The sequence below is a fragment of the Dickeya undicola genome, from assembly GCF_000784735.1.
Classification (GTDB): Bacteria; Pseudomonadota; Gammaproteobacteria; order Enterobacterales; family Enterobacteriaceae; genus Dickeya; species Dickeya undicola.
In genome coordinates this window covers 22,002-40,837 of record NZ_JSYG01000012.1, presented here as the reverse complement: position 1 = coordinate 40,837, position 18,836 = coordinate 22,002, and the positions used below count along the sequence as shown (strand labels likewise).

Genomic DNA, 18,836 nt, shown 5'->3' with positions numbered 1-18,836 from the left:
ATTCCATGCCATAAGAAAAATGGTGGATTGATATCTTTTAAAATCAGTTGGTTATTTGATGGTGTGCTATCTGTTTCAGCGAATCGAACCTGCTGCTCGACATTAGTGACGACATTTTTCCGCCGGTTTTTACCCGATTGTCGTCACCGTCGACAGCATCGGGCGACGCTGAAAACTCGACACTTTTGACGAGCGCTGCGGTTTTTTACAGGTCAAAGCGATATTAGTTACAACATACTTTATCATGGTGGGCTTTCCGCTCGCGGCTGGTGCGGGATCAAGGTGGCTGGCACCGAATTTGCTTAGGCTGTCGGGTAGCAATGGTGACTTCAACCAACAGGATGGATGTTATGTGTCTGGGAATTCCGGGGCAGGTGGTGGAATGGGCGTCGGTGGATCATCAACTGGCGTGGGTGGATGTGTGCGGCGTGCGGCGTGAAGTCAATGTGGCGCTGGTGCTGGAAGACGGGCAACCGTCATCGCTGGTAGGCCAATGGGTGCTGGTACACGTCGGGTTTGCCATGAGTCGGCTGGACGAGCAGGAAGCGCGCGACACGCTGGATGCGCTACGGCAGATGGAAGAAGTGGAGTCGGATGTCGGCGCGTTTCTGGCTAAGTCGATTTGAGGTGGGAAGAGCCATAATTGGTATTATGGCTCTGAACGGGACTGTGTTTTAAATTGTATAATCGGCGGATTCAACGCCGAAGTGAGAGAGTTACAATCCTGCAAATTTAAACGGCGTAGCCAGCTTAAAGTGTTCTGAAGCTTGACCAGAATAAATGATGCTTTGGTTTGGCCCTAAATCTAATTTGCTGGCGTTATTTCCGCGTGGAGCGAAATCAATCTTTTTCAAGTCAACCCAGAAGATATTGGGAGATACAGCAGATTCAAAAAAGTATTTTAGCGATTTATGGTCGATAACGGTACGCCAGCGTGTTGAAGCGATATTTGGTATGTTCGGTAAAGAATAACCATAAGGAACCGAAACATTTCGTATGATACTGAATGCGGTGGCTAAATCCGATTTATCTTTTTCTATTTTCCCTTTTTCTGCTACCCCAGGAATGAGCTTATTGGGGGCAACATTCTTCACATAGAATGAAGCACGAACAAAGCGGTCAGCAGCGCGGTTCGTTCCTGGTAGCATTACATTACCACCGATCTGATCCCAATAAGCATTCAGTGTTAACTGTTGATCGAAAGTCGGAGAATTGGTCATTACCTGATATTTTTGGTCATGGTGAATAACTTGTTTACCATCGATATATTCAATGATTGCACTGTCGCCAGACGAATCTGATAAGGATAAATGGAGCGTTGCCAGTCGATCCTGTCCAGGTACGTCTTTGGTAACCAGTATAAATTTTTCCTGCTGTAGCGATTTCACCGCTTCATCGACGGTAGCAAAATTATCCAGCACGTATTGTGCCCATGCAGCGACGCTTAATCCCGGTTTTTCCGCTGTCGGCTTGATTTTAGGATATTCAGACTCAGCCAGCCAGAGCACGTTAGCTGCCAAACCTTTCTCGTTTATGCCATCAGTTGTGGAAGCCATTTTCTCGTTGCCATCAAAAGCAGCGGCAATAACACTACCGTATTTTGATGTCCATTCAAGAGAATACCGGCCAGCGGCACCAGAGCGTTTTAATTCTCTAGGGAAGATCCAAAGATTCGTTTCCGTATCGAATGCCCAATCCATTGAGCGAGCGGTAACAGGATAATCAGGGTTATTAGGGTCTTTATAAACGAACCGCGTGCAGGCGAGTGAAACTGCTGAGCCTAGCGTTAATACTGTTAATGATAGTGCATATACTGCAGTCTTAAGATGCTTATTATTTTTTTTCATTTAATTTCCCCATGATTGCTTATTAATTGTCAAAATTAATATTGAATTCTTATTATAGTCTCTTGTTTTTTATTTTATGGTTTTAGAACTTGTCCACAGGACATGTCGTGTAATTAGCGAATTAATTGGTGACGAGATATAACCATTTTTCCCATTCGTCTCTGGTAACCAGGTGCTGAGTTATCAGATCCTGACCAGGCGCCAGAAAACTCCCTTGGGATGTGTTGACTAAATGAACCCTGGGTAACATAGAACCGCCTTATTGCTGAATAGTAGAGTAAGCCATTGATACCATCTGGTTAAAATAAAAAATGATTTTTGCACCAATACACAGTGTAGGCAAGGTGATGATAGATATACCCGGCATACCTCAGGTTACAGGTGTGTTGGCTACGCTACTCGTCCCATTTTATGGGCCTCACCCCTCCGGGATTGCTGCTAACAGCGTTCAAACCCACGTCGCCAATTCGTTATCATATATCGCAAAAAGTTATAAATAGTAAGTTTTCTTTATTTGTATGAAATAACAATACTTCGTATGAATAGTGCTAACAACAGCGATGGACAAGGGACAAGGGCGTGAACTTTCAACAATTGAAGATTATCCGTGAGTCGGCGCGGTGCAACTATAACCTGACCGATGTCGCCAATACCCTGTTCACTTCCCAGTCCGGGGTAAGTCGCCATATCCGTGAGCTGGAAGAAGAACTGGGTATCGAGATTTTTATTCGTCGCGGCAAGCGCCTGCTGGGGATGACCGAGCCGGGCAAAGAGCTGCTGGTGATGGCCGAGCGTATTCTTAACGACGCCAATCATATTCGGCGGCTGGCTAACCTGTTCAGCGATAACGATGTTGGGCAACTGGTGATCGCCACCACCCACACGCAGGCGCGTTACAGCTTGCCGGGCGTGATCAAGGAATTCCGTGCACTTTATCCTCAGGTGCAACTGGTGCTCAATCAGGGCACGCCGGATGAAATTGTGGCGATGCTGGAATCTGGCGAAGCGGACATCGGCATTGCCACTGAGCAGTTGATGAATGTGAATTCACTGGCGGCATTTCCTTATTACCGTTGGCATCACGCCATCCTGGTGCCGGAAGGCCATGAACTGGCGCAAGAGACTGCGGTGACGCTGGACAAGCTCAGCGCGGTGCCGCTGATTACTTACCGGCAGGGCATCACTGGCCGTTCTCGTATCGATCGTGCATTCGCTGCCGCCGGTCTGACGCCGCATATTTCCATCAGCGCGCAGGATTCGGATGTGATCAAGACCTATGTCGAGCTGGGTTTGGGGGTGGGTATCGTCGCCGACATGTCATTTGACGCGACACGCGATCCCGCTCTGGTGCGGCTGGATGCTCGTCATCTGTTTGAAGCCAATACGGTCTGGCTGGGCCTCAAACGAGGACAGTTGCAACGTAACTACACCTGGCAGTTTATCCAGTTATGCAACCCGGAACTGACGCAGGATGATATCAAAGCGCGGGTGTTCGCCGACGACAACGACGCGGTGATCGATTATCAAATTTGACGGTGGCGATTCAGTCTCTTACATCCGAAAATCCGATCGCATGGTGTTCTGTGCGAGCGGATTTTTGGGTATTCATCCCCGATAAGGGCGCTGCCTACGTACAGTGATGAAGCGCATAATTATGAAAGTTCGTCTGAATGAAGCGCTTGATCTCAAGGGGATGCGATAGTAGCATGTCGCGGCATAACAATAAGTTATGTTTTTTTATTTTCTTTTGCGATACAAATAGTTGAGCATTTTAAATGAATAACTATTTGATTACGCATTCTGTTTTAGTGGGTCACATGTTTGCCTGTGGGTCACGCAATTGTGCAAAAAACAACCTTCATTTCTCCCCCTATCTGTCGTAATTCAGCATTAGCTGGAGTGTCTGGTGGTAGTCATTTAACCATCAGTAAGTAGTTGCAGGGAGCACAGACAATGGATTCGTATCATGAAAAAACAGAAAGTTAGCCTTGCCTGGCAAATTCTCATCGCGTTGATCATCGGTATTGCTGTTGGAGCCTGGTTGCATGAAAACCCGGCCAATAAACAATGGCTGATCGCCAACGTCCTGAGCCCGGCTGGGGACATTTTTATCCGGTTGATTAAGATGATTGTGGTGCCGATTGTTATCACCACGCTGGTGGTGGGCATTGCCGGTGTTGGCGACGCCAAAAAGCTGGGCCGCATCGGTTTCAAAACCATCCTGTATTTCGAAGTGATTACTACGCTGGCGATTGTGATCGGCATTACGCTGGCTAATGTGTTCCAGCCGGGGCATGGCATCGACATGTCGATGCTCACACGGGTGGATATTTCCCAATACGAGAAAACCACCGAGCAGGTGCAAAGCGGTTCGCACAGCCTGGTGAGTACCATTTTGTCGTTGATTCCATCCAACATCTTTGCCGCGCTAGCCAAGGGTGACATGCTGCCGGTGATCTTCTTCTCGGTGTTGTTCGGTCTTGGGTTGTCCTCGCTGGCGCGTGAACAGCGTGAACCGTTGCTGAACGTGTTCCGCAGTGCATCGGAAACCATGTTCCGTGTCACCAACATGATCATGCGCTATGCGCCGGTCGGGGTATTTGCACTCATTTCCGTTACCGTTGCCAACTTCGGTTTCGCGTCGTTATGGCCGCTCGCCAAACTGGTGATTCTGGTGTACATCGCGATTCTGTTCTTTGCACTGGTGGTGCTGGGCACGGTGGCGCGGCTGTGTGGGCTGCGTATCATGACACTGATCCGCATTTTGAAGGATGAGTTGATCCTGGCGTACTCCACCGCCAGTTCGGAAACGGTGTTACCGCGGATTATTCAGAAGATGGAAGCCTATGGTGCGCCGAAGGCCATCACCAGTTTCGTGGTGCCGACCGGCTACTCGTTCAATCTGGATGGCTCCACGCTATACCAGAGTATCGCGGCTATTTTTATCGCTCAGCTGTACGGGATCGATCTCAGCCTGTGGCAGGAACTGGTGCTAGTGTTGACGCTGATGATCACCTCTAAAGGCATTGCCGGTGTGCCGGGCGTCTCCTTTGTGGTGTTGCTGGCAACGCTCGGCAGCGTCGGCATCCCGCTGGAAGGGCTGGCGTTCATCGCCGGTGTTGACCGCATTCTGGATATGGCGCGTACCGCACTTAACGTGGTGGGCAATGCCCTGGCGGTGCTGGTGATCGCCAAATGGGAAGGGCAGTTCGACGAAGAAAAAGCACGTGCGTACGAGCAGGAACGGGCTGCGCTGGCGGCGCGTCCGGCCAATCAGGAATAATTCTGTCGTATCATGTCCGTCACCTAATGCTGGTCACGTCAAGTGACCAGCATTAATCCGCAACGAGAAACCGCCCGACGGCTGGGGCCGAACGGGCGGTTGGAGGGAGAAACGATGACTACGCCGATGTGCCCGGCGCAGTGGATAACTCAGTAATACCCGTACATGGCAGCGAACACCCAGCCGAATACGCAGGAGGTGCTGACGCCAATCAGGCCGGGCAGGATGAAGCTGTGGTTAATCACAAACCGGCCGATGTGGGTGGTCCCTGAGCGGTCAAACTGGATAGCGGCCAGATCGCTGGGGTAGGTCGGCAGAATATAGTAACCATAGCAAGCCGGAGCGGATGCCACGATGTACGCCGGGTCAACACCAATCGCCAGTGCAACCGGTACGATTGCAGCCAGCGCAGCGGCTTGCGAGTTGACGAATTTGGACACCAGCAACAGGATCAGCGCATACGCCCACGGGTACTCTTTCACCAGTGCGCCCAGTGTCTCCTTGATTTGCGTCAGGTGTGCACCGAACATGGTTTCCGCCATCCAGGCGATACCGTACACCGCAACAATCGCGATCATCCCAGAACGGAACACCTCATTCTTCGAAATCGATCCCGGATTGGTTTTGGTGGCGATAATGATAATGGCACCCGACAGCAGCATGAACATCTGAATCACCAGCACCATCGACAGCGGTTTACCGCCGAAGGACGGACGCAGGCTTTCCACCGCGCCCAGCAGTGCTACCGCAGCGATAGTGGCAAGGAAGATCCACATGGCGATCCAGTTGCTGCGTGGCAGTTTGCGGTCCAGCAGGGTGGCTGTGTCACCGTATACATATTCACGGTTTTCTGGTACGGAAATTAACTTCTGGAATTCCGGGTCTTTGTCCAGATCTTTACCCCTGAACCAACTGAAAATCCCGATGGCCAGAATACCCAACAGGGTAGAGGGAATCGTGATTGCCAGTAAGTCCAGGAATTCAAGGTGTTTGCCGTGGAAGGTGAATTTACCCAGCATGGCGACCAGCGACACCACCGCTACCGATACCGGGCTGGCGATGATCCCCATCTGCGCGCCGATCGAACTGGCGGCCATCGGCCGTTCCGGGCGGATGTTGTTCTTGATGGCGACGTCATAAATAATCGGCAGAATGGTATACACCACGTGGCCGGTGCCGCACAGAATCGTCAGCGTACAGGTCACGAACGGCGCAATGATCGACACATATTTCGGGTTGCGTCGCAGCATTTTTTCCGCCACCTGCAACATCACATCCAGCCCGCCGGAGGCTTGCAGTGTAGCCGACGCGGCCACGACGGAAATGATAACCAGCATGACATCAACTGGCGGTTTCCCAGGTTCTAGTTTAAAGATGAAAACCAGAATGACGAGCCCGATACCCCCTAGTAATCCGAGCGCGATACCACCTTTTCGCGCACCGTAAAACAGGCAGATCAGGACTATGATAAGTTGAATGATAAAGTCCATAGATTCCCCATTGCTCAAAATGACGAGTTAATTAATTGAGATTGGATTACTGTCGTCATGGGTACTATAGAGATTATTCCGACTGTTTTTTCTTGATCTAAATCTACTATTCCAACTGTTTCTTTCTCTGATAGTGAATTAAATGGATATATAGCGAGAATAAAAACCGCCTGATTTTTTTAGTTTATTAACTATAAGATTAATTTTATAATTCTTAATAAAGATGAGTTGTCGTGAATTTGTTTCATTGGTTTTATTGTTGCAGCATTTTATCTTTGTCGGTGTTTTTGTTTTGTTGAGTTGATGTTTTTTTATGGTTATTTTATTGCTCCAATAGCGTGCATGTGGTGAGTTTTATTTATTGGTGAAAATGTAATGGTAATAACAATATATATTAACTATATGATTTTTATTGATTTATGTTATTTTGTTGTTATGTTGATTTCTATTTCTTTAATGTCAACCGGGTATGCAGATAGTTGGGGGTAAATGATAATAATTCCCGGCGGTGTTGCATGTGTTATTTTATAAATCTACCGATGGCATCACATTATTCCAGTTGTAACAGAATGAATATGATGAAGAGTGGTTAATAGTTTATCTGGTTATTAAAATATACCCCAAAGAATTCGAGTTTAGAGTAAGGCTCATTAACGCCTTGTAACGCGGCGGTCCCGCAGGAGCAGGCCCAGTGATGAGCCGAGTCATCAAGCCCGCGTACCTGTAACTTGAAGTATGACGAGTACAGTGTGTTATCTGTCAGAAATACGTCAGGTAGCCCAAAGCCCGTGGTAACGGTGGTAACGGGAGTCGCAGGACTGTGTTCTTTTACCTATGGGCTCCCACCCATTTGACCATCGCCGGGCAGCCATGTTCTTGTTGTAACCCATCCATTACCCCCTGGCGGTCTTCCGGTGTTCTGTTCTGGCTCACTTTCCATTTACCGTCGAGTGTCGTGATCGGAATCTCCAGCCCGATAATGCCGTTAAGTTGGGTAGTGATAAACGCGGCGGGCGCGTCGTCCACTTGCCACGGCCGGGGGCGCAGATGTTCATGAATCTGGGTCAGGTCACTAACCTGCTGCCGTAGCCAATTAGCGTCATCTATCAGTGTTGGCGTACCGCGTGCCTGCACCATTACATAGTTCCAGGTCGGTACTGCTTTGCCGTGCACCTGCTTCGATGGATACCAGTCGGGTGAGATATAGCTGTCCGGTCCTTGAAACACGACCAGCACGTCGCTGACCGCCTTTAACGCATTTATCTGGGGATTATTACGCGCTAAGTGGGCTCGTAATGTCCCGAAGACGCCATCATCGGTTAACAGAAAAGGAACGAGGTTGGCCGACAGACCACCAGGACCCGCAGTAATCAGCATCGCAAGTGGGTGGGCGCGCATCAGCGCGTGTAGTATTGGTTGGCGTGTTTCCCGAAATACATGTGGACAATACATAGTAATGATTCCTTCTGTGGCGAGGTCATGTCTTCATGCCGGATATTGTGCGGTAAAGTGGTCTATATTGAAGGGCCACTTATGTCCTATATTGATAGGCCACTATTTATGGGCAGAACCCGCGCATGACTCGTGATGGACACACGGTATTGATAGCGATGTTCTGCGCGAAACCTGACGAAGGAGTGAATTGCGGATGCCACGAGCGCGTTGTTTGACCGAACTGCCTGCGTTGGGGGCACTGGACCGGGCTGCGGGGTCTGTGGGCCGTCAATTGGCTCAGGCGCTGCGGCAGGCTATTCAGATCGGGGAATTGAAAGCGGGCGAGCGTATCCCGTCGACCCGAACGCTGGCGCGAACACTCGGGCTGGCGCGTGCGACGGTGGCGGATGTGTTTGAACAACTGGCAGCCGAGGGATATCTGGATGCGCGCAGCGGCTCCGGCACCTGGGTTTCCTCCGCGTTTGATGCGATGACGCCGGTCAGCGTGACCGTTTCCCCCCCTGCTTCCCCAACTACGGTGTCGTTGCCCTCCTCAGCGCAGCGTTATGCTGCCATCGCCCGTGCACTGACGCCGTTACCTGCGGTGCCGTTTTCGGTGGCGGTGCCTGAAGGGGCGGTGGCACCGGACGATCGCTGGCGGCGTATCGGCAACCGGGTGCGAGCCAGCCAGGCGGCAGCGCTGACGGGCTACAGTGACCCAAGAGGACTGCTTTCACTGCGGGAGGCGCTCGCCACGTATCTGCGCCAGTCGCGAGCGGTGAACAGTGAGCCAGATAACATCATTCTGACAGAAGGCACCCAACAAGGATTATATCTGGCGGCACGGGTCTTATTGTCGCCTGGCGATAGTGCCTGGGCGGAAGACCCAGCCTATGCCGGGCTAACCGAAGTGTTGGCCGAATGCGGCGTACAAACCCGGCGAATACCGGTAGATGCACAGGGCATCAATGTAGAACTGGCGTTAAGCCGGTATGCCGATGCACGGGCGGCGTTCGTCACGCCGTCTCATCAATACCCGCTGGGTATGCCGCTCAGCATGGGGAGACGTCTGGCACTGTTGGAATGGGCCAGGCAGCACGATAGCTGGATTGTTGAAGATGATTACGACAGCGAACTGCGTTACGCCGGGCATCCGTTTCCCGCGATGCAAGGGTTGGATGCCCAGCGCGTCATTTATTTGGGCACCTTCAGTAAGGTGATGGCACCGTCGTTGCGGCTCGGGTATATGGTGGTGCCCGCTGCGCTGACGGAGGCGTTTGCCGGGGCCCGTGCGTTGATGGGGCGCGCTTCACCGTTGGCTGACCAGCACGTGCTGGCGGCGTATATGCAGGAGGGATACTTCGAGGCGCACCTTCGCCGTATTCGCACCGTCTATGCTGAACGACGTCGGATAGTGATTGAGGAACTGCAACGCGAAACCCCCTGGTTGCAGGTCGAACCCTGTGATCAGGGGATGCATCTGGTGGCGTGGCTGCCTGAGGGGGTTTCGGATGTGGCGGTCGAGCGTGCGGCACATGCCGCTGGGCTGGCGCTGCGTGCGCTCTCGCCGATGTATGCCGGAACGACACACCGTTCGGGCCTGATGCTGGGGTTTGGCGGATTTTCCCCTGAGAGGCTGCGGTATGCCGTCCGGCGACTGCGAACCGTACTAACACCGCTTATGCCTTAGTTGCACCATCTGATGTGATTGATGTCGTGCCCTGGTCACGCTCTCTTTGCCATCTCTCAGCTACGCTTGAAAGGCTCAGCCACGCCGGAGGTAGGGTGAGTGCATTTTTTTACCGATAAGTTCGCCATCACCGTGAAGATGGCAGGTATTTTGCACTATCTGGCGTATGAGTTTTTTATACCCGTCATACTTCAAGTTACAGATGCGTTGGCTGCGTTCGTTCACCCGAATCACTTACCTGTGTAAGCGCATCGGGGCCAACTCTCTTGCCGCCTTCCTGCAACGCGAATTATTTGGGTATATACGCGTGTTTTGCAATACAACCACTACGGTACGTCTACAGCTATTGCTTCGAGGGACAGGGTATGCACGACAATTTACTGACTGACATGTTGATTGACGGAAAACGGGTGTCGGGCAACGGGGAGCCTTACACGGTATACAACCCGGCGACCGGCGAAGCCATCGCCGCCATTGCGCAGGCGGACCTGACGCAGGTGGATGCCGCGGTGATGGCGGCGGATGCAGCGTTTGCTCAGTGGGGGCAAACCACACCCAAAACACGCGCGGCGCTGTTGCTGAAACTGGCAGACCTGATTGAGGCGCACGGTGAAACGCTGGCCCGGCTGGAGTCGCTAAACTGCGGCAAACCCTACCACGCAGCGCTGAATGACGAAATTCCGGCGGTAGCGGACGTATTCCGCTTTTTCGCCGGGGCGGCGCGCTGCCTGAACGGTTCGGCGGCGGGTGAGTATCTGGAAGGGCATACGTCAATGATTCGCCGTGATCCGGTCGGTGTCGTCGCCTCTATCGCCCCCTGGAATTATCCGCTGATGATGGCGGCGTGGAAGCTGGCCCCAGCACTGGCGGCGGGAAACTGCGTGGTGTTGAAACCGGCGGAGCAGACACCGCTGACGACCTTGTATCTGGTCAGCCTGCTGGCCGACCTGTTCCCGGCGGGTGTGGTCAATATTCTGTTCGGGCAGGGACGAGAAATCGGTGATGCGCTAACCGGCCACGAACGGGTGCGCATGGTATCACTGACCGGTTCGATCGCCACCGGTTCGCATATCATCGGTAATGCGGCGGCCAGCGTGAAACGCACCCACATGGAGCTGGGCGGCAAGGCACCGGTGATCGTATTTGACGATGCCGACCTGGATCAGGTGGTGGACGGTATTCGCAGTTTCGGTTTTTACAACGCCGGGCAGGATTGCACCGCCGCCTGTCGCCTGTATGTGCAGCGCCCGGTGTATGAACAACTGGTGACGAAGCTGGGCGCGGCGGTGGCTACTCTGAGGATTGGCGCACCCGACGACCCGACCACTGAACTGGGGCCGCTGATTACCGCCGATCAACTGGAGCGGGTCGCCGGTTTTGTCGAGCGCGCCCGCGCGCAACCACACATTCGGCTGATCACCGGTGGGGAACGGGTGCCCGGCAGCGGTTACTATTTTCAGCCCACGGTCCTGGCGGATGCCCGCCAGGAGGACGAAATTGTCCAGCGGGAAGTGTTTGGCCCGGTCATCTCCATCACGCCGTTTGACGACGAAGCGCAGGTGGTGGCGTGGGCTAACGACTCACGCTACGGGCTGTCGTCCTCAGTGTGGACCCGCGACATCGGGCGTGCGCATCGTGTCGCCGCCTGCCTGGAATACGGCTGCACCTGGGTCAATACCCACTTTATGCTGGTGAGCGAGATGCCGCACGGTGGCCAGAAGCTGTCTGGCTACGGCAAAGATCTGTCTGCCTATGGTCTGGAAGATTACACCGTGGTGCGGCACATCATGATCCGCCATTGACGGTATGGCGAGTATGGGCAGGTGATGAAAAAATGCCCGATACTGGGGCGGATTGCACATTCGTAGTGCGTTCGCCTTGTTTTTTGAGCGTTTTTTGCTCTTCATAAGGCTGCTAATGGCAGGGGGTGATACGAAATAGATTATTTTGTTTATAAAGTGTTTCAAAAATAGACAGTGACAGGAGGAAATCTCGATTTCCAAATTGGGTGGGCAAGTGGTGCGTTATATGCATTACTTAAATTGGTATCACGTGATACCTCACTCCCAAGGAGTACACTTTGTCCAGACAACTGTCGCATCTTAACCCGCTAGAGTGTTCTCAGCAGGCCCTTGATTTGATTATGAGCGATACCCTATCCACCGACGCGATGGTGGCGCTCAATCAGGAAACCCTTAACGCTTTTCGTGAATACGTCAATCCCGGTTTTCTGGAATACAGAAAATCCGTCACCTCTGGTGGCAGCTACGGTGCGGTAGAATGGCGCGCCAGCGGCCCCAACACGCTGCTTGATACGCAAGGCAATGAATACCTCGACTGCCTGGGTGGCTATGGCATTTTCAACGTCGGTCACCGTAACCCTACGGTGGTGGCGGCGGTGGAAAAACAGTTGTCCAAACAGCCGCTGCACAGCCAGGAACTGCTGGACCCGCTGCGCGCCATGCTGGCGAAAACGCTGGCGGCGATCACACCAGGTACGCTGAAGTACAGTTTCTTTAGCAACAGCGGCACCGAGTCGGTGGAAGCGGCGCTCAAACTGGCGAAAGCTTACCAGTCTCCGCGCGGCAAGTCCAGTTTCATCGCGACTCACGGTGCATTCCACGGTAAGTCGCTGGGGGCGTTGTCCGCTACCGCCAAGCCGGTGTTCCGTCGCCCGTTCATGCCGTTATTGCCGGATTTCCACCACGTAGCGTTTGGTGATATTCAGGCTATGCGGCAGAAAGTCGAACAGTGTCAGCGCAACGGCGAAGGCATCGCCGCGGTGATTCTGGAGCCGATTCAGGGTGAAGGTGGGGTCATCGTACCGCCTGATCAGTATCTGCCCGCCGTTCGCGCCTTATGCGATGAAATTGGCGCGTTGCTGATTCTGGATGAAGTGCAGACCGGCATGGGGCGCACCGGCAAGATGTTCGCCTGTGAGCATTATGGCGTACAGCCGGATATCCTCTGCCTGGCCAAAGCGCTTGGCGGCGGTGTGATGCCGATTGGCGCGACGGTCGCCACCGAAGAGGTGTTTTCGGTGCTGTTTGACAACCCGTTCCTGCATACCACCACCTTTGGTGGCAACCCGCTGGCTTGCGCGGCGGCGCTGGCGACGGTCAACGTGCTGTTGCGCGACAATCTGGCGGAGCAGGCGGCGCGTCAGGGGGCGTTTTTGCTGACCGGGTTGCAACGGCTGGCGGCAGCGTACCCGGACCTGATCGTGGAAGCGCGCGGCAAAGGGTTGTTACAGGCCATTGAATTTAAAGAAAACGCGATGGGCTATGCCTTTGCCAGCGAACTGTTCCAGCGCCGGGTGCTGGTGGCGGGCACGCTGAACAACGCCAAGTCGATTCGCATCGAACCACCGCTGACCATCACCCACGAGCAATGTCAGCACGTACTGCAAGAGGCAGAACGAGCGCTGGCGAGGCTACGGGCAACCGGTGTGGATGACACCAAACCCAAACCTGTCAATAAGGAACTCGCACTCCAGTGAACACCCACCCTTATGCGTTCAGCCCGGTGCTGAGCCGATACGTTAAGCCAGTCTGATTAGTCGACTGGCTTTTTTTTGGCAAATCTGTCGGGTATTGAAGCGAAATTAAAAATCATATTCACTAATTCTGTCTTCTATCTGCTGATTTCCTTTGTACTTATGTTTGAGCTCGTTCTGCTGTTTTTTCGCCGCTTTACAGTACTTATTCGCTTGCCGCTCAATGTCCCGCTGAAGTGATTTAGACAGTGTACTGTCCCACTCTCCAGAGAAATATTGGCATTCTTCCGCGTTATTTAAAAATCGCTGCACGTCATCAGGAAAATGGTCGGTATTCGCTAACGTAACCTGCAATGGTAACAGGAAAAAGAGGATGGTGATTCTTGAACTGTTGTCACGGATTCTCTGCATTTTATTCACTTATATTGGGAGAGGTAAAGAAAACTGTTGTAAATCAAAATGCCAAATATCGATTTGGTATCGACTGATGTTTCAATAGTGTAGTTATAGCAGTGGTAATCACGTAGTTTTTACCATAGGACACACAATCAAATCTTACAGTCAGCTTTGGGCGAGGAACGAACCATGTCACCGTCATGAGCATCAATGTTTGCTATAAGAAGTTTCTGGTTTAATTGTAAGTTATTTTTAATAATTGACTGGTGGTATAAAATTACCGAAATGTTAATTATTTTTTAAAACGCTTTGATTTTATGTTCCAAAAATCATAAAGGAAGTTACTTTCATTATTATTAAAATCTTTAATCATCTCGGATAGATGGCTTTCAAGCTCCATACTTTTATACTCGTCCGGTAGTTGATTGTGAAAGTCATTTAAATAATGTACAAAGTCTAGTGTGGAGGTGTGATTTCTACGCATATTTTTTGTAAGGGTTATAATGATGTATTGCATTTTGAAGTTATGCTTTAAATTTTCAAAGAAATTATCATTCATATTGTCAAGGTAAATATTTGTCACATCGCTCCAATTTTTATCATTGGTAAGTAATCGCTCAAAGTCAACGGGAAGAATATTGTCTAAACGCAATAAACTATTATCCTTTTTACGTCTAAAGATATCAACTCCAATGGTTTTATAAGCTAAATCCACGAATTGAGAACAAAAAAGTGATGTTTCGCTTTCTTTAAGAATGATTCCGTAGTTATAAGCCTTTTTAAAATGGAATATTCCTGATTTTTTTATTTCTTCCTCGGTTTCGTCGTTTATTTCAATATGTCTTATGACTTTCCAGTTTCCCTCTGATTTATCGAGTAGTTCAGGAAAGAAAGCCAAGTCTACGCCACAAGAAGTATCAGCATGTATAAATATACCATCACCTAAACTTAGTGCAACATGAGTGGTGTTAACTGAAGGGGTTTTACGTAAAATTTTTTGTCCTAAAATATTGTACCATCGGTTTTTCGTTCTATTGTTTATTAGTAGAATGTCACCCGCATTTAGACCAGTTACAGACATTACATCTCCTTGATTTTTTCTTTTAATTTATAGCATGAGTCTAATTATTTATAAACTGTTAAGACTAAATTTTTCTTGTATGTTTAATAACAGACTAATGTTAATCACCTCCGCCCCCTGACACAAATCCACCCACCAGATTAAACACAGCCCTGAGCCACAACGCATCAGCTCAAATCTGAGAGAATAAACGTTTCTCGTTCACTACTCGCCTCTCTATTAAATCAACCAGTCTCACCACCTGTCCTTTTCCCTTCACCATTTCGTCATCCACGCTTCGCCAGTCTGTCACACAGCTTTGCCAACATAATCGCCAATCCCCCTGATTGAAGCGATGTACCGCGTTGCCCGCTGGCAGCACTCCGGTCGCGCTTCGTGGCTAACCGACCCGTGAGCGAATGTGCCCCCGGAAAGGCTCCCTGCGAGCAGGAGTTTTTTTATGGATATGATATCTAGACATCCTACCACTGTGTATCAGGCCATCGCCGCCCGGCTGGAAGAAGAACTGCGCACCGTCTACCGCTGTGGCGACTATCTGCCGTCCGAGCAGCAACTGGCGGCGCGCTACGAGGTGAATCGCCATACGCTGCGGCGTGCGGTAGACGAGCTGGTGAATAAAGGGTTGGTGCAGCGTCGGCATGGCGTCGGCATTCTGGTGCTGATGCGTCCCTATGATTACCCATTACATGCGCAAACACGTTTTAGCCAGAACCTGCTGGAGCAGGGCAGTCATCCCACCAGCGAACGGCTGCTGGCGGTGTTGCGACCGGCTAATGCATCCGTAGCGGCGGCGCTGGGGCGGGAAGAGGGCGATGAGGTGATTCATCTGCGAACTCTGCGTCGGGTCAACGGTGTACCGGTATCACTGATCGATCACTACCTGCCGAATCTCGACTGGTGGCCCGTGCTACAGCGTTTCACCAGCGGCTCGCTGCACGATTTTCTGGCCCGCGAATTACAGCAATCCCTGACCCGTCGGCAGACCCGCATCAGCGCCCGTGCATCACAGGCGAAAGAAGCGCAATTGCTGGAAGTGGCGCGGCAAACCCCGCTGATGTGCATTCGCACGCTCAATATTTGTAGCGGCAGCGACCGGGTGGCGGAGTACTCCGTCAGTCTGGCGCGGGCCGACATGATCGAACTGACAATGGAGCACTGAATGACAACCCAAACCGCAAGGCAACGCTGGCTGTCGGTACTGGCGCACAGCGACCCGGATCAACTGCGGCGTCACTGGCAACCGCTGAGTCTGCATCCGGTCTGGCAAACGTTGCGGGCACCGGAAACCGGGCTGGCGCGTTTGCAGGCGCGTATTGGCGCTACCGGTAATCGCTTCGTGCTGGGTGATGTCACCGTCACCCGCGCGGTGGTCCGGCTGGAAGATGGGACGTGCGGCTACAGCTACGTCACCGGCCGCAATAAGCCTCACGCTGAACTGTGCGCGTTAATCGACGCCCTGCTGCAACAACAGGGGACGCAAAGCGCGCTCTACCAACACCTGATCGTGCCGCTGGCCGCGACCCGTGACGAGTTGCGTCAGCAACGGGCGCGGGAAATTGCCAGCAGCAAGGTCGATTTCTTTACGCTGGTGCGAGGAGATAACGCATGACGCTACTGGCAGGCTTTTCCCATCCCTGGCGCGATGCGCAGTACGCCTTTCGCCGCATTTTGAAAGCCATGAGCGAACCGGGCGTGGTGGTGTCGCTGAATCACGATAGCGGCTGGGGTGGCTTATCGCCGTCCGCCACTGCGGTGGTGCTGACGCTGATGGACCGTGAAACACCGCTGTGGCTGGACCCGGCGTTGTCGCAGGAGACGTTGCTGACCAACCTGCGCTTTCACACCGGCGTGAAGCTGGTGGAGCGCGAGGCGGCGGCGTTCGCGCTGTTGCCGGTCAGCCGGGAGCTGTCGCTGGACGGCTTTGCCGCTGGCGATGAGATGGCTCCGGAAAACAGCGTCACGCTGGTGCTGGAGGTGCCCGCGCTGGGCGGCGGACGTGCCCTGCGCCTGACCGGGCCGGGGATTGCCGAAGCACGCATGATTGCCCCTCAGTTGCCTGCCAGCGTGCAGGATTATCTGGAACAGCGCCCGCATCCGTTTCCCGCCGGGCTGGACTTCATTTTTACCTGCGGCGGCACGCTGATGGCGCTGCCGCGCACCACGCATGTGGAGGTGTGCTGATGTATGTCGCGGTGAAAGGGGGCGAAAAAGCCATTGAGGCCGCTCATCAGTTACAGGCTAACCTGCGGCGCGGCGACACCCGGCTGCCAGAGGTGCAGGCGGCGCAGATTGAACAGCAACTGGGGCTGGCGGTAGACCGGGTGATGACCGAAGGCGGAATTTACGACCGGGAACTGGCGGCGCTGGCGATCAAGCAGGCCAGCGGCGACCTGGTAGAGGCGATTTTTCTGCTGCGCGCCTACCGCACCACGCTGCCACGGCTGGCGGACAGCCTGCCGCTGGATACCGGGCGGATGCAGCTGGAACGGCGTATTTCGGCGGTGTACAAGGACTTGCCCGGCGGGCAGGTGCTTGGCCCCACGTATGACTATACCCACCGGTTGCTGGATTTTGTCCTGCTGGCGGAAGGCGAGCCGCCGCTCGCGCCAAAGGCGCAGGAACCGCTGGCGGACCATTGTCCGCACATGTTCGCCATGATGACGGCGGAAGGGCTGGCGGCGGCCGAACAGGATGATGGCGGCGAGCCGCTGGATATCACCCGTGATCCACCCGCTTACCCAATGCCACGCAGCGCCCGGTTACAGCAACTGGCGCGCGGCGACGAAGGGTTCCTGCTGGCGTTGGGCTATTCCACCCAGCGTGGCTACGGCCGTACCCACCCGTTTGCGGGCGAGATTCGCACCGGTTATGTCACGGTAGAAATCGAGCCGGAAGAGCTGGGCTTTGCGCTGGAAATCGGCGACATCCTGTTGACCGAATGCGAGATGGTCAACGGGTTTACCGTGCCGGAGGATGAGCCGCCGCACTTTACCCGTGGCTACGGGCTGGTGTTTGGCCGCGCTGAGCGCAAGGCGATGGCGATGGCGCTGGTGGACCGGGCGTTGCAGGCACCGGCCTATCAGGAGCCAATTAGTAGCCCGGCGCAGGACGAAGAGTTTGTGCTGTCGCACGCGGACAATGTGGAGGCGGCCGGTTTTGTCTCCCACCTTAAATTGCCGCATTACGTCGACTTTCAGGCTGAGCTGGCGTTGCTGCGCCAGTTGCGCCAGTCACCGCAGGAGGAGCGCGATGAACACGCTGAGCGGATATAACCCCGGTTATCTGGACGAACAGAGTAAACGCACGATTCGGCGCGCCATCCTCAAAGCGGTGGCGATCCCCGGTTATCAGGTGCCGTTTGGCGGGCGGGAAATGCCGATGCCTTACGGCTGGGGCACCGGCGGCATCCAACTGACCGCCAGCCTGATCGGCGATGACGACGTGCTGAAAGTCATCGATCAAGGGGCCGACGACACCACCAACGCGGTATCGATCCGCCGTTTCTTCCAGCGGGTCAGCGAAGCCGCTGTCACCGAACGTACCACCGACGCTACGCTGATCCAGACCCGTCACCGCATCCCGGAAACACCGTTGCGTGAAGACCAAATCCTGATTTATCAGGTGCCGATCCCAGAACCGCTGCGCTTTATCGAGCCGCGTGAGACGGAAACACGCAAAATGCACGCGCTGGAGGAGTACGGCATCATGCAGGTGAAGTTGTACGAAGATATCGCCCGCTTCGGCCACATCGCCACCACCTACGCTTACCCGGTCAGGGTGAATCACCGCTACATCATGGACCCGTCGCCGATCCCGAAATTCGACAACCCGAAAATGCACATGATGCCCGCGTTGCAACTGTTCGGTGCCGGGCGCGAAAAGCGCATTTACGCCCTGCCGCCTTATACCCAGGTGGAAAGCCTCGATTTTGACGACCACCCGTTCAGCGTCCAGCGCTGGGACCAGCCCTGCGCACTGTGTGGTTCGCACCACAGTTACCTCGACGAGGTGGTGATGGACGATCAGGGCACCCGGCTGTACGTCTGTTCTGATACCGATTATTGCCGTGAGCGTCAGGAGGCCGGGCACCATGAATCACATTGATCAGGCAGGTATGGA

The 18,836-nt window shown here is 53.3% G+C and carries 16 protein-coding genes; 11 read left to right on the top strand and 5 right to left on the bottom strand.

Features of this window, described 5'->3' with window-relative positions; genetic code table 11:
- The first annotated feature begins 350 nt into the window (after window positions 1–350).
- Window positions 351–626 (top strand): hydrogenase maturation factor HybG, encoded by a 276-nt coding sequence (gene hybG, locus OB87_RS06815; protein WP_033568689.1) that lies wholly within the window; start codon window positions 351–353, stop codon window positions 624–626.
- 90 nt (window positions 627–716) lie between these two features.
- On the opposite strand, the gene OB87_RS06810 is transcribed toward hybG, so the two are convergent.
- Window positions 717–1,847: a linear amide C-N hydrolase gene (locus OB87_RS06810; RefSeq protein WP_033568688.1), complete on the bottom strand. Its 1,131-nt coding sequence runs from the start codon at window positions 1,845–1,847 to the stop codon at window positions 717–719.
- A 579-nt stretch (window positions 1,848–2,426) separates the two neighbouring features.
- Between OB87_RS06810 and cbl the strand changes: the two genes are divergently transcribed.
- Window positions 2,427–3,380: an HTH-type transcriptional regulator Cbl gene (cbl, locus tag OB87_RS06805; protein WP_033568687.1), complete on the top strand. Its 954-nt coding sequence runs from the start codon at window positions 2,427–2,429 to the stop codon at window positions 3,378–3,380.
- Window positions 3,381–3,813: 433 nt separating this feature from the next.
- Complete coding sequence (gltP, locus tag OB87_RS06800; protein WP_033568686.1) at window positions 3,814–5,130, top strand: glutamate/aspartate:proton symporter GltP; 1,317 nt, start codon at window positions 3,814–3,816, stop codon at window positions 5,128–5,130.
- A gap of 149 nt (window positions 5,131–5,279) precedes the next feature.
- On the opposite strand, the gene OB87_RS06795 is transcribed toward gltP, so the two are convergent.
- Together OB87_RS06795 and OB87_RS06790 are read right to left on the bottom strand one after the other, a co-directional pair.
- Complete coding sequence (locus OB87_RS06795) at window positions 5,280–6,620, bottom strand: anaerobic C4-dicarboxylate transporter (protein ID WP_033568685.1); 1,341 nt, start codon at window positions 6,618–6,620, stop codon at window positions 5,280–5,282.
- 828 nt (window positions 6,621–7,448) lie between these two features.
- On the bottom strand, window positions 7,449–8,072 hold the full coding sequence (locus tag OB87_RS06790) for an FMN-binding negative transcriptional regulator (RefSeq protein WP_033568684.1): 624 nt from the start codon (window positions 8,070–8,072) through the stop codon (window positions 7,449–7,451).
- A gap of 196 nt (window positions 8,073–8,268) precedes the next feature.
- Between OB87_RS06790 and pdxR the strand changes: the two genes are divergently transcribed.
- The 3 genes from pdxR to ygjG all read left to right on the top strand — a co-directional run bounded on the left by pdxR (window position 8,269) and on the right by ygjG (window position 13,243).
- Window positions 8,269–9,744 carry a MocR-like pyridoxine biosynthesis transcription factor PdxR gene (gene pdxR / locus OB87_RS06785; RefSeq protein WP_033568683.1) on the top strand — a complete coding sequence of 492 codons (1,476 nt, stop codon included), beginning with the start codon at window positions 8,269–8,271 and terminating at the stop codon, window positions 9,742–9,744.
- A gap of 365 nt (window positions 9,745–10,109) precedes the next feature.
- A complete protein-coding gene (gene patD / locus OB87_RS06780; protein ID WP_033568682.1) occupies window positions 10,110–11,546 on the top strand; it encodes an aminobutyraldehyde dehydrogenase in 1,437 nt (478 codons plus the stop codon).
- A 278-nt stretch (window positions 11,547–11,824) separates the two neighbouring features.
- Complete coding sequence (gene ygjG, locus OB87_RS06775; protein WP_033568681.1) at window positions 11,825–13,243, top strand: putrescine aminotransferase; 1,419 nt, start codon at window positions 11,825–11,827, stop codon at window positions 13,241–13,243.
- A 105-nt stretch (window positions 13,244–13,348) separates the two neighbouring features.
- Here the strand turns inward: ygjG and OB87_RS06770 are convergent, their stop codons facing one another.
- Both OB87_RS06770 and OB87_RS06765 read right to left on the bottom strand, forming a co-directional pair.
- The gene (locus tag OB87_RS06770) at window positions 13,349–13,651 is read right to left on the bottom strand and encodes a hypothetical protein (protein WP_050515657.1); all 303 of its coding nucleotides are present in this window, start codon (window positions 13,649–13,651) and stop codon (window positions 13,349–13,351) included.
- A gap of 277 nt (window positions 13,652–13,928) precedes the next feature.
- Entirely contained in the window at window positions 13,929–14,717 is a 789-nt protein-coding gene (locus OB87_RS06765; protein WP_072025440.1) for a YiiX/YebB-like N1pC/P60 family cysteine hydrolase, read from the bottom strand.
- Window positions 14,718–15,156: 439 nt separating this feature from the next.
- Between OB87_RS06765 and phnF the strand changes: the two genes are divergently transcribed.
- From phnF to OB87_RS06740, 5 genes are read left to right on the top strand one after another with little or no spacing between them, the layout of a single operon-like run.
- Window positions 15,157–15,876 (top strand): phosphonate metabolism transcriptional regulator PhnF, encoded by a 720-nt coding sequence (gene phnF, locus OB87_RS20935; RefSeq protein WP_033568680.1) that lies wholly within the window; start codon window positions 15,157–15,159, stop codon window positions 15,874–15,876.
- Window positions 15,877–16,326, top strand: coding sequence for a phosphonate C-P lyase system protein PhnG (gene phnG / locus OB87_RS20930; protein WP_033568679.1), 450 nt, complete (start codon window positions 15,877–15,879; stop codon window positions 16,324–16,326). It abuts the gene before it with no gap.
- Window positions 16,323–16,898, top strand: coding sequence for a phosphonate C-P lyase system protein PhnH (gene phnH / locus OB87_RS06750; RefSeq protein ID WP_033568678.1), 576 nt, complete (start codon window positions 16,323–16,325; stop codon window positions 16,896–16,898). Before phnG ends, phnH begins: the two co-directional genes overlap by 4 nt.
- On the top strand, window positions 16,898–17,989 hold the full coding sequence (locus tag OB87_RS06745) for a carbon-phosphorus lyase complex subunit PhnI (RefSeq protein ID WP_033568677.1): 1,092 nt from the start codon (window positions 16,898–16,900) through the stop codon (window positions 17,987–17,989). The genes phnH and OB87_RS06745 overlap by 1 nt, the downstream gene beginning before the upstream one ends.
- Window positions 17,967–18,821, top strand: coding sequence for an alpha-D-ribose 1-methylphosphonate 5-phosphate C-P-lyase PhnJ (locus tag OB87_RS06740; protein ID WP_033568676.1), 855 nt, complete (start codon window positions 17,967–17,969; stop codon window positions 18,819–18,821). Before OB87_RS06745 ends, OB87_RS06740 begins: the two co-directional genes overlap by 23 nt.
- Window positions 18,822–18,836 lie beyond the last annotated feature (15 nt).

Excerpts from the sequence above, each read along its gene's own strand:
- phnF (WP_033568680.1), top strand. The coding sequence starts at position 15,157 with ATGGATATGATATCTAGACATCCTACCACTGTGTATCAGGCCATCGCC.
- patD (WP_033568682.1), top strand. The coding sequence starts at position 10,110 with ATGCACGACAATTTACTGACTGACATGTTGATTGACGGAAAACGGGTG.
- OB87_RS06810 (WP_033568688.1), bottom strand. The coding sequence starts at position 1,847 with ATGAAAAAAAATAATAAGCATCTTAAGACTGCAGTATATGCACTATCA.
- OB87_RS06795 (WP_033568685.1), bottom strand. The coding sequence starts at position 6,620 with ATGGACTTTATCATTCAACTTATCATAGTCCTGATCTGCCTGTTTTAC.
- OB87_RS06740 (WP_033568676.1), top strand. The coding sequence starts at position 17,967 with ATGAACACGCTGAGCGGATATAACCCCGGTTATCTGGACGAACAGAGT.
- OB87_RS06745 (WP_033568677.1), top strand. The coding sequence starts at position 16,898 with ATGTATGTCGCGGTGAAAGGGGGCGAAAAAGCCATTGAGGCCGCTCAT.
- pdxR (WP_033568683.1), top strand. The coding sequence starts at position 8,269 with ATGCCACGAGCGCGTTGTTTGACCGAACTGCCTGCGTTGGGGGCACTG.
- gltP (WP_033568686.1), top strand. The coding sequence starts at position 3,814 with ATGAAAAAACAGAAAGTTAGCCTTGCCTGGCAAATTCTCATCGCGTTG.
- phnG (WP_033568679.1), top strand. The coding sequence starts at position 15,877 with ATGACAACCCAAACCGCAAGGCAACGCTGGCTGTCGGTACTGGCGCAC.
- OB87_RS06770 (WP_050515657.1), bottom strand. The coding sequence starts at position 13,651 with ATGCAGAGAATCCGTGACAACAGTTCAAGAATCACCATCCTCTTTTTC.
- OB87_RS06765 (WP_072025440.1), bottom strand. The coding sequence starts at position 14,717 with ATGTCTGTAACTGGTCTAAATGCGGGTGACATTCTACTAATAAACAAT.
- OB87_RS06790 (WP_033568684.1), bottom strand. The coding sequence starts at position 8,072 with ATGTATTGTCCACATGTATTTCGGGAAACACGCCAACCAATACTACAC.
- phnH (WP_033568678.1), top strand. The coding sequence starts at position 16,323 with ATGACGCTACTGGCAGGCTTTTCCCATCCCTGGCGCGATGCGCAGTAC.
- hybG (WP_033568689.1), top strand. The coding sequence starts at position 351 with ATGTGTCTGGGAATTCCGGGGCAGGTGGTGGAATGGGCGTCGGTGGAT.